This window comes from Modestobacter sp. Leaf380 (genome assembly GCF_001424485.1).
GTDB lineage: Bacteria > Actinomycetota > Actinomycetes > Mycobacteriales > Geodermatophilaceae > Klenkia.
On the sequence record NZ_LMQC01000015.1, the window covers coordinates 1 to 10,145 of the forward strand.

9 protein-coding genes are annotated in these 10,145 nt (G+C 63.6%); 8 read left to right on the forward strand and 1 reads right to left on the reverse strand.

The features are described 5' to 3' along the window. Positions 1-878: 878 nt before the first annotated feature. Positions 879-2,087, reverse strand: coding sequence for a hypothetical protein (locus ASG41_RS23630; RefSeq protein WP_157519389.1), 1,209 nt, complete (start codon positions 2,085-2,087; stop codon positions 879-881). A gap of 785 nt (positions 2,088-2,872) precedes the next feature. Here ASG41_RS23630 and ASG41_RS12370 point away from each other — a divergent pair. The 8 genes from ASG41_RS12370 (at position 2,873) to ASG41_RS12400 (ending at position 9,864) form a co-directional block, all read left to right on the forward strand. Next, entirely contained in the window at positions 2,873-3,235 is a 363-nt protein-coding gene (locus tag ASG41_RS12370) for a zinc-binding dehydrogenase (protein WP_235564765.1), read from the forward strand. A gap of 20 nt (positions 3,236-3,255) precedes the next feature. Next, positions 3,256-3,492 (forward strand): zinc-binding dehydrogenase, encoded by a 237-nt coding sequence (locus ASG41_RS12375; protein ID WP_056295049.1) that lies wholly within the window; start codon positions 3,256-3,258, stop codon positions 3,490-3,492. Between the two features lie 392 nt (positions 3,493-3,884). Next, complete coding sequence (locus ASG41_RS12380; RefSeq protein ID WP_235564764.1) at positions 3,885-4,613, forward strand: ATPase, T2SS/T4P/T4SS family; 729 nt, start codon at positions 3,885-3,887, stop codon at positions 4,611-4,613. After that, a complete protein-coding gene (locus ASG41_RS12385) occupies positions 4,610-5,482 on the forward strand; it encodes a zeta toxin family protein (protein ID WP_056295052.1) in 873 nt (290 codons plus the stop codon). The genes ASG41_RS12380 and ASG41_RS12385 overlap by 4 nt, the downstream gene beginning before the upstream one ends. 71 nt (positions 5,483-5,553) lie before the next feature. After that, positions 5,554-6,033: a hypothetical protein gene (locus ASG41_RS12390; RefSeq protein ID WP_056295056.1), complete on the forward strand. Its 480-nt coding sequence runs from the start codon at positions 5,554-5,556 to the stop codon at positions 6,031-6,033. 161 nt (positions 6,034-6,194) lie between these two features. Continuing rightward, entirely contained in the window at positions 6,195-7,025 is an 831-nt protein-coding gene (locus tag ASG41_RS25470; RefSeq protein ID WP_369800026.1) for an ImmA/IrrE family metallo-endopeptidase, read from the forward strand. Between the two features lie 450 nt (positions 7,026-7,475). After that, entirely contained in the window at positions 7,476-8,321 is an 846-nt protein-coding gene (locus ASG41_RS12395; protein WP_157519393.1) for a hypothetical protein, read from the forward strand. Between the two features lie 175 nt (positions 8,322-8,496). Then, positions 8,497-9,864: a hypothetical protein gene (locus tag ASG41_RS12400; protein WP_157519394.1), complete on the forward strand. Its 1,368-nt coding sequence runs from the start codon at positions 8,497-8,499 to the stop codon at positions 9,862-9,864. Positions 9,865-10,145: the final 281 nt, after the last annotated feature.

Consider the following 10,145-nt stretch of genomic DNA (forward strand, 5'->3'; position numbering starts at 1 on the left):
TGGCCGCGGTGGTCCCGGCCGCCGAGGGTGCGCAGGCGCACCGCCGGCTGGAGGCCGGTGGCGTGCGCGGCCGGCTGGTGCTCGACTTCGGCTGACCGAGCCGTGACGCGCGGGGTAGGGAGTGCTATCCGCTCCGAGGCCCAGGAGTGACTTCACCAGTGCCGGTCAAGAGCTGGGGGGGAAGACTGCGCGGTGCCCACTGGCGCCACCGACGCCACCAGCTCGGGGCGTTTGCGACCGGAATTGACTCCTCCGAGAAGGGTCATGGCGAACAGTTATTCAAAGCAAATGTCTGTTAGCGCTCGCGATGTGTCGAGTAGGGAGCCGGGGCGCGATTCCATCGGTAGCGCGCCCTGTTCTGGGTTAGAGTCGAACGATGACATCACTCTCAGCAAGCGAACGTGCCAACTTGTGGGCGAGTCTGGAGCGAAGCGACGAGACAACTCACACTCGCGCTCTTCGGGTCGAAATGGGTTCTGGCGCTGAGGCAATAATGGTCTTGCATCAGTCCGCTCTTGACACGTGCGCCTCTTTGAGGCAACGAACGAGCAAAGAAAATTTTCCAGGGATCGAGGTCGACTGTCCTGACTTTACTTTTATCGATCGAGTACTAGAATTCGACCCGGTGCGCAGGATCAAGTCAATCTTCGTCGCGGGATCAGTCGTAGACGGATTTGCGGCACTAGATGGCGAGGATGTGGTCTTTGCGTGGACGTTTCCGCATGACCGCGGTATGACGCCTGCGTGATGGCAAGCCAGGGCGATCGCGCAGCCGGGCGCTGTCGCAGCGATGAGGCGACAGTGTGGGTGAGTCTTGACCGGTGGTCGACGAGGGCGCCCGCAGCCAAATTCCTGTAGGCACCCTCGTCGGACCTAGCTCATCCGATACGTGGCACCGCCCCCACGGACGCTAGAGCCGGAGCAATCGTCACCGCAAAAGCGCGGGAGCTTGGTGACTTCGGTCGAGGAAGCGCGGGGAAGGACGGATTCCCAGCACACCTGATCGTTGAGAAGCTGGGATCCACGGCGCTGATCAGGCCGCGCACGTCGAGGCGACCGTCGGATGTGTAGTTGTACACAGGCCCGCCGGAATCGCCGGGCTGTGCCGCGCACACCTGGGCACCACCGGACACGGTTTCGTTCAAGATCCAAAAGCCCGGGCCGCGACGTGCAGCATCGACCGTTGCGTACATGTTCGTCCCCCTTACATACTGGGCCCCGCAACGCTCGCCACTTACTCCCCCTCCCGTGCAGATTGCCTGACCGTTGGCCGGTGCAGATGCCGCGCGGTAAACTTTTCGCGACGAAGTCGAATTCCAGGCACCGATCCAGGCCAAGTTCGTGGTGGTCGAAGCCTGCACGACACGGATGTCGTTGGCTCGGCTGACGGCTGACGGATCACTTGACCCCGCCGCTGCACCAGAGCCCCAGCCAGTCCACGCGCCAGGGGCACAGTGCTCGGCTGTCGTAAATCCAAATCGAGTGCCGTTGGCATACGAGACGCCGATGCCTGCCGTGCATGCTTGCTGAGCCCCTGCGTTGTAGAGCAGCGAGCCACCGTTGACTGGCCTGCTGTCATTACTCCTGTTGGCCGAATCGAGCACCTCGGCTTCGATGACTTCCACTGGAAACTCGGACAGCGACTCCGCTGCGGAGTCCACGGTGACGATAGGCTCGTCGGTCTCGATTGCAGCCGCTGAGGCATCCTCCACAACGCCCACATCCAGCCCGGAGTAATCTGCGTTGGGTCCAACCCAAGAGATGCCCGGGAGGGAGCCGATGCGTGCGGCTTCCTCGTTCAGCTCTTCTACGGAGTAGTCAGGTCGATCGACTTCCACTGAAACACCCGGAAACGAAGCTGAGAGTTCTTCGAGCATCTCTGCTGGCAGACTGATCTGAGTGATGATGTGCAACTCGTCTGGTTCGTAGGTCACTGCAAGTGACGCTTCCTGCGCCAGGGCGTTCGCAGCGAGGAGCTCATTCGCCATCTCGACCGCTGCTGCGACGGTCGAGATGGAGCTCGCCGTCGGTGCGGCGGTCGCCTGAGGTGCGGTTACGACACCCACGACCATCGGCGTGAAGAGCAAGAACGCCAGGGGGGCCGCTCGGTGTCGCTTGCTGCGGAAGGACGTCTCCCAACGAGGGGGTCGAGTTCTGTTTGGGCCGGAAGCAGGCATGGCAGACCGTCTTTCGTCGACGCGCTACGGGTCAGAGTCGATACGAGCACTGACAGCTGTAAGCAGCTGGCGTGACCCTGGGTGAGGTTTGCGTTGCCGGTCAAGACATATGAGGCCAAACTCACAACAAGACAGAAAGCAAACGTTTCCATCAACTTCCAAGAGGCGTGTAGATGAATGCAGCCCATTGAATGTGTAGATGAATGCAGCCCATTGAATGTAGATGAATGCAGCCCATTGAATGTGTAGATGAATGCAGCCCATTGAATATGGTGTCGTCGCCTGTCGCCTGTATGCGTCTTGACGCATCGGGGCAGAGGATGACCTGTATGCCGTCTTAATGGGCCTAGCACTGGGTGCGCCGGTCCACGGGGGATTCCTGTGGAGGACGAGGGGCGCCCAGGCTGCGCGCGCATCGCGTTAGCTGCGCGTGGGCTTTGCGATGAACGCGACTGACGCTCGGGCTTCTCGCGTCCTGGACGTAAGGGATGGTTGGCGGGTCGCTCACACACCCCATGAGCGACCCGGTCCCTGACAGGTGGCCGACGCCAAGGCCGAGGACGAGGAGCTGGTGCGCTCGTTGGGCGCCGACGTGGTGCTGCCCCGCGGTGACGGCTTCGCGGCCGCCGTCCGGGAGCGGTACCCCGACGGTGTCGACGGCCTGGCCGACGGCTCCCTGCNTGGGCGCCGACGTGGTGCTGCCCCGCGGTGACGGCTTCGCGGCCGCCGTCCGGGAGCGGTACCCCGACGGTGTCGACGGCCTGGCCGACGGCTCCCTGCAGGACGCCGCCGTGCTGCCCGCGGTCAAGGACGGCGGCGCGGTGACCACGGTGCGCGGCTACCGCGGCGACGGGTCGCGGGGCCTGCGGGTGTTCCCGGTGTTCGTGGCGAAGGTGGCCCAGGASCACGCGGCGCTGGACCGGTTGCGCGAGCTGGTGGAGGCCGGCCGGCTGACACCGCGGGTGGCCGCGGTGGTCCCGGCCGCCGAGGGTGCGCAGGCGCACCGCCGGCTGGAGGCCGGTGGCGTGCGCGGCCGGCTGGTGCTCGACTTCGGCTGACCGTCAAGGACGGCGGCGCGGTGACCACGGTGCGCGGCTACCGCGGCGACGGGTCGCGGGGCCTGCGGGTGTTCCCGGTGTTCGTGGCGAAGGTGGCCCAGGAGCACGCGGCGCTGGACCGGCTGCGCGAGCTGGTGGAGGCCGGCCGGCTGACACCGCGGGTGGCCGCGGTGGTCCCGGCCGCCGAGGGTGCGCAGGCGCACCGCCGGCTGGAGGCCGGTGGCGTGCGCGGCCGGCTGGTGCTCGACTTCGGCTGACCGGGCTCCTGGTGCGCGATCCGATTGCGCACCGTGGTCGTCCGGCCCCGCTTCGTACCGGCCGTGCCGGTGTGTCGGGGTCGGACGCCTCGCGGCTGGTTCGCCCCGACTGACACGGGTCACTGTGTCTCCACCGACGGCGCCGGGCCCCTGCCCCCGTCCTGGCGTCGGAGGTCCTGCACGGCGTCCTCGGCCGCGTCGTCGCGCTGCGTGGCGGAGACCCGCTGAGCCGGTGATCGGGTGTGACCCGGGACTACACCCGTTCGGGTGGTCACCGTGGGTGGTTGTCCACAGAAGCCCAGGTCAGACCCCACGGAGCGCCTCGAGCACTTAGATTCCCCGCCAGTCTCGATGTCCGTCGAGCGGGTCTCCCGGGGGGTGTCGTGGCGAGCGTGTCGACCGCACTGGACGTCGTCGACGGCGAGGTCCGCGAGCTCATCCGCCGCCGCGGCCTGGACCCCTTCACCGACCCGGCGCCGGTCCGGCTGCTGGTGCGCGACGTGGTCGTCGAGTACGCCGAGCGGTCGCTGTCCTCGGCCCTGCCGCCCATCGGCGACCCGGACGCCGTGGTGCGCGACGTGCTGGACCGGGTCGCCGGGTTCGGCCCGCTGCAGCGGTGGCTGGACGACCCCGAGGTCGAGGAGATCTGGGTGAACGAGCCCGGCCGCGTCTTCGTCGCCCGCCGGGGTCGCAGCGAGCTGACCATCACGATCCTGGGCGCCGGCGAGCTGGCCGACCTGGTGGAGCGGATGCTGCGCTCCTCGGGTCGACGGATCGACATGTCGACACCGTTCGTGGACGCCACGCTGCCCGACGGTTCCCGGCTGCACGTGGTCATCCCCGACATCACGCGCCGGCACATGGCGGTGAACATCCGCGAGTTCGTGCTCCAGGCCCACAGCCTCGACGAGCTGGTCGCCCTGGGCACCCTCACCGCGCAGGTCGCCCGGTTCCTGGAGGCCGCCGTCGCCGCGGGGCTCAACATCCTGGTCAGCGGGGGCACCCAGGCGGGCAAGACCACGCTCGTGACCTGTACAGAAAGGCAGCCGCGTCACCCCCTCTGGGGCGGCAGGACATTCCGCTACGTTCTTCAGAACGCTCGACGGGGGAGGGGTCCTTGACGGACAACGGGGATTTGGTAAGCCGCTTTGCTGAGCGCGAGGCCGCGGTGTTGAGCTACCAGAAGTTGTGGTGGGCGGCTCAAGACGAGCCGCAGCGGTCGTTCCTGCAGACGCGGCCAGCACTCCGCAGAGGCTTGCTCCTGAATGTGGCGGCCGGTGCGAATTTCGTAGCGACGGCCGACGTCTACCGTGACGAAGATGGCTGGGCGGGTGAGCGGGAGAAGCTGCACGAAGAGCTCTTGCTGCGCCTCACGGACTCGACTGGTGTGCCCTCGACCGCATCCAGTGCTGTTTACATCACAATGGGTCTTCCTGGATCTGGTAAGACAAGTGGGTTGCGGCCACTGGTGCTAGCGCATGCAGAGGTCACGATGCCCGCGGCGGTGAGTGACGCGGACGAGGTTAGAACGTCATTCCCCGAGTACGCGTCGGGATTGGGATCTGGCGTCCTGCAGGAGGAGACCCAGGTACTGACTTACGGAGGCTTCGGTTATCCGGTCGGCGGTGGCCTTCAGGAGAGGGTCGAGGCGATCGGGGGCATCGTGGTGGTCGACGTGGTCGGGAGCCCCAGCCACTTGCCGGAGGTCGTTAATCGTCTGGCCAGCACGGGCCGAGACGTCTTCATTTTGATGTCTGAGTGTCCCGTCGAAATCTGTGTCTCGCGGGCCATGGATCGGGCCGTGAAGCCGGGGGGTCGGTACGTCCCGCTCAGTGTCATCCGATCGAAGGTTGGGGTGCCGAGGGCCGCTCTCGTGGCGGCCCTGCGTACGGGAAGCGTTGCGGGCTGGGGCGTGGTGGACACCAGCGGCGCGACGGCGCGTCTCGTCGAGGGTGATGGCACCTTCGACTGCCTGGGGGTGGCTGCCTAGCAGATGCGGCCCGGAAATGTCGGCATGCTGGGGTTGACTAGGACATACTCGGGTGGGGAGGTGATCACGGCATGGAGCGCACTGCTGCCGAAGTTGCGGCGTATGACGCCGAGGAGCTGCTGACGTATGCCGCGCTCACCGGCGATCGCAAGCTGCACCACGAGGCTCGTGTGCAGCTGCAAGCAGCGGCCCAGGGATCGGCAGACGGACCAGATGCTGCGTCGCGGGCTGCCCTGATCGAAGCCGACCCCGTCTCTGCGGCGACCCTGGGCTGGCTAAGTTATCCCGACCTTACCCAAGTGGTGACCGCCGATCCGGAGCGCTTTCTCTACCCGGATGAGGCTGAGGCCGTACGGAGAAGGCCCGCCGACCTGCGCCTCATTGTGCTGGCACGCACAGAGGGGGTGACGTTCGGTGAGATGCGGTTGCGACCGCAGCACGATTACGGGTTAGCCGCTAGAGGCGCAACGGCAGACGTTCAACGTGTTTGGGAGATGCTGTCAGCGGACGGCATCCTCGGCCGTGAATCTCACCCCCCTTCCGACTCTTGAGTCCATCGCAAACGCCGCTGCTCAAGGCCGCCCAGACGCTTGCTGATCTGACTGTCTCCGACTTGGATCTGACGCCGCCAATCGACATCCGGGCTTTGGTCCAAGCGCACGCCGACATTGTTGACCGCGACTTCGGGGTCGACGTTGATTGTGATGCCGTCATGTACGGGCTGAGAGGGGAGCGCCCTAGGCCTCTACTGGCGTTAAACATTCGTCCAGCGGAGGTGCGAACTCGATTTACGCTGGGGCATGAGTTTGGGCACCTCATGCTCGCGTGGCACGCCGGGACCATCAGCTGTCACCCGGCAGAGTTGGGCGATCCGGAGCGAGAAGCAGATGCGGGTACCCAAGCCCTAGAGCGTGAAGCCGATGCCTTCTCGGCTCGGGTTCTAGTGCCATTGCGGTTCTTGAAAAGCCTGGCGGGGCTCCCTGTGCCAGAAATGCTTGAGCAATTAGAGCTCGCGGAAGTCTCGCGAGATGCTGGGGTCAGATCGCTTGCCGCTATGTTGCCTCCTGGCCATATTTTTGCGCTATTAGACCGCGCTGGTACACGGGTGGCCAGTACGTACAGATCGCCGGAGACTCGGCACGCGGGCTTTAGTCGTGGCGATGAACTAGACACCCGGCGACTGGAACGAGTTTTCGACCTGTCGGGACTGGCGCACCATCATGGTCGGACCGTTTGGTGGGGCCAGGCGAGCGACTCGTTTGACGCTGTTGCAGAAACCGCGGACTGGCGGACGGAGCTGCTCGGGATACTCGCAGACATCGCGCCCGGGGAACTGCCGAGCGGCAAGCTATATGGTCGCGTCAGTGCTATTGCTGCGAGCGCGCACAGTCAGGCTAGAGGACTGTCGGCAGAAGTCTTAGCGGCACGCATGCGGCACGCATATCGCTTGAAAGACGATCTGGCTGAATTCGTGGCGCACCCCCGGTTTGACTCGTTCGTACTTTCCCGAACGCGTTCGTTTCGTCCCGGTCAGGATCTCTAAGCGTCACGCCGGTATCTTATCGGCTGCCAGCACTGCACGGGTCTCGCGCGGGTGGATTACGCCAAGCTGCTGCAGCATCGGGCATGGGCCTCACCTAGAGGCCAGTTGTGGAATCGCGGGTCTGGCCCCGAGCGCTCGTGATTTTTTGCGGGTTGACACAGCAGGGCATCGATTTGCCGCGCGCCGAAGGTAGGGTCATGCCATGGGGGATCTGGTCTCGCATGCAGCAGGTCGGAATTCGGTGCAACGTCTATCGGAGCCGAGCGTACGGATGGGCGAGTGATGAGTGCATCTAGCCCCAAAGGCCCGGGCGGGGCTAGGGTCCCTGGCGGCTCGCGTTGGCCGACAGGGTCGGGGAAGATTGTTCACGCTGAGTTGCCGGATCATCTCTGGTCGTCGGGGCAGGCGCACGCGCGACGAGCTCTCTCGACCTTCGGCGCCGACAACACCATGGATCAACAGCTCGCTGCAATCTCGGTAGGTTGCGCTGTTGAACTTTTGAGTAAGGCGCTCGTGGCCGATATCAGCCCAGCGCTACTCGGTGATCGGGGGGACCGTGATTCGCTGCTCCACCTGACGGATCACGGTTCTCTTGCGCGCAAGACGCCCACTGAGGTCAAATCAATCTTCGCGGTCGAGGCTGTGGCGGCCGCCAACCACGTGCATCCCAGTCTCAACTGGCGCCCGGTAGATTCGTTGACTTTTCGTGTCCGTAACGCGTCAGCGCATATGGCTTTGGTCGAAATTGACGACCTACGCAAGGCTGTCATCGAATTATTGAGATTTGTTGAAAGCGCTGTAGTTGTAAGGGGGACAGATGCGGCGAGCTTCTGGGGGAGCTCGCTAGTAGCGCTGGCAGCCGGGCTCCTCGACGAGGCGGCCACGGCCAGCCAGCAGGCCGTCGCGAGAAAACAGGCTGCTGCGCGCATCAGGCTGGACCTTCTGCTCGGCCCGCTCGACAAGGCGGGACGGGCGGTAGTGCTTGCGTCGCTCTCCGGCCGTAAGACCGTGATGGCAGAGCATGAAGAGGCTGCGGCGTGCCCGGTATGCGAGCAACAGGGATGGTTGCTTTGCGGGGTGGACCGCGGTCCTGTGCAATGGGATGACGGGGGCAACCCCTACGTTGAGCCCCTGGCATGGCCATACGAGTTTGTCTGTCCGGTTTGTGGGTTGGAGCTTGAGGGCGACGAGCTGCAAGCTGCAGGTTTTCCAGAAGAAGTTGAGTTGGACCTCGATCTTGACCCAATCGAGGCCTTCGAGTACGAGCCTGATGAGGACTGGATCCGGGGTCGCTAGACCAGACCGGGCAAACAGCAACCAATCCATTTCGTCACGATCTTAACGGGATATGATGAAGATTCGTTTTGCTAGAGGGGTATTACCCCCGCCGCCCCCGCCGACCACTTATGAAGAATTCAGGCGGCTCGTCCGGCGTTACCCGCGGTCCGACACGCTTCGACTCATTGCGCAGATGTCTGCCGAGCGCGAATGGTCGCGTCTGGAGAGGGTCGACCAACCGCCGCGGGACCTTGCCCTTCAACCGTTTGCCCTAGCGGGGGTGGCTCGTACGATCTTGGCCAATGCGAGTGACCACCGTGGTAATCCGCCTGTTGACAACGACCTCCGGTCGCTATGTTCGCAGTTCGTCAATCTAGAAGATCCTGACCTTGCTTTGCCAAGCGGAGACGACAGGTTCTCTTCGCTGCTTCGAAAAATGGCTTTTGAGCAGTTTGCTGAGCAGTACTCGCCCCACGAGAATCTTGCTCGCTCATACAGCCTATTTGTCGACCATGCGGTGGGAGTCTCCAATGCCTTGACTCCGTCTGATTGGACCGAAATCTTAGGGGTGTCCTTCGATGACTTTATGCGAATCGGATTCTTTCTGCACGCAACCTTACTTGGTGCCAGTGGGGTCATTTCGCGGGAGGAAATCCAGGGGGCGGCTGTAGATATCGTTCTTGGGGAGATTGGGCCAGGTAGGACGTTGGGCGCCATCGACCGACACTTTGCGGACTCGCTCGAGGGCCACGTGAGGTGGACTCAGTCGATGGAGTTGCCGCAGCGCGAGAAGTGGTCACCTAACTCGCTGCAGAGACGCCCGCTCATCAGCTTGGCCGGCCACTTTCTAGGGCCCGTTCCCCACTTTCTGATTGATCGCGTGAGCCCGTCCGGACTCTACTTCATTGGCATGGAAAGTGTGGGGTCGGCCTTTTCTGATGCGCTTGGGGAGATGTTCGAGCGCTATGTGGGGAGTCAGCTAAGTCAGCTTGAAGCAGCCATAGTGGAACCAGAGGTCGAATACTGGGAAGGGAAAAATGCCAAGAAGAGCTGCGACTACTTCTGGATCTTTCCTGAAGTGGTTGTGTTGGTCGAAGTGAAAACGGCCCGCCCAACCATTGATTACCGGTCCGGAAAGGTCGACGCCGTGGGGGACGCAAAGAGAAAGGTGGGCCAAGCTTATAAGCAGATCCTCAATACCGAGCGGCTTATTGTCGATCACCACCCAGCGTTTGCCCATATTCCGACTGACCGCCCGCGCCTTGGAATGGTTGTCACGCTGGAGCCCTTCCACCTGCGCCAAACGGGCCTCGATGGAGTGAGCTGGTTGCAGGGCGGAATTCCCGTAGGTGTGTTGGGAGCGCACGACCTGGAAGAGCTGCTAACGCATGCCATAGGTGAGGTTGGCGTTGGCGCCGCGCTGCTGGATGCGCCCAGGACCGAGATGGGCGGCATTGACTTTCTTCCAGCAGTCCAAGGCTATCCGTTCAAGAAAAACCCTCTCCTTGAGGCCGCGTTTGAGGCCTGGTGTACGTGGCCGGATCCGGATGACTTCGATTGACCCAGGTGACTGAGGCGGGGCATCCTCGCCTCTTGTCGAATAGTCGCCCGTGTCAAGGGTGGTATTGATCGGGTTAGGTCGACTGGGCTGGAACATGCCTACAGCGGGGTCTCCTTGTGGCGGCGGCAATCGTCTAGCCCATTAGGTGACCGTGTAGTGACTGAGTCGCGCAGCCGATCACATGGGACTGCCCCGGGTTCGGTTGACTCCTTGCCTGTGAGACCTCGGGTCTCGCTGGAAGGATCAGAAGCGTGCCCAAGCCGTTCCCGCCGGAGTTCCGG

What these genes read in the sequence shown, in the direction of transcription:
- ASG41_RS25470 (WP_369800026.1), top strand. Translation starts at nt 6,195, where the DNA reads ATGTACGGGCTGAGAGGGGAGCGCCCTAGGCCTCTACTGGCGTTAAAC.
- ASG41_RS12400 (WP_157519394.1), top strand. Translation starts at nt 8,497, where the DNA reads ATGTCTGCCGAGCGCGAATGGTCGCGTCTGGAGAGGGTCGACCAACCG.
- ASG41_RS12395 (WP_157519393.1), top strand. Translation starts at nt 7,476, where the DNA reads ATGGATCAACAGCTCGCTGCAATCTCGGTAGGTTGCGCTGTTGAACTT.
- ASG41_RS12390 (WP_056295056.1), top strand. Translation starts at nt 5,554, where the DNA reads ATGGAGCGCACTGCTGCCGAAGTTGCGGCGTATGACGCCGAGGAGCTG.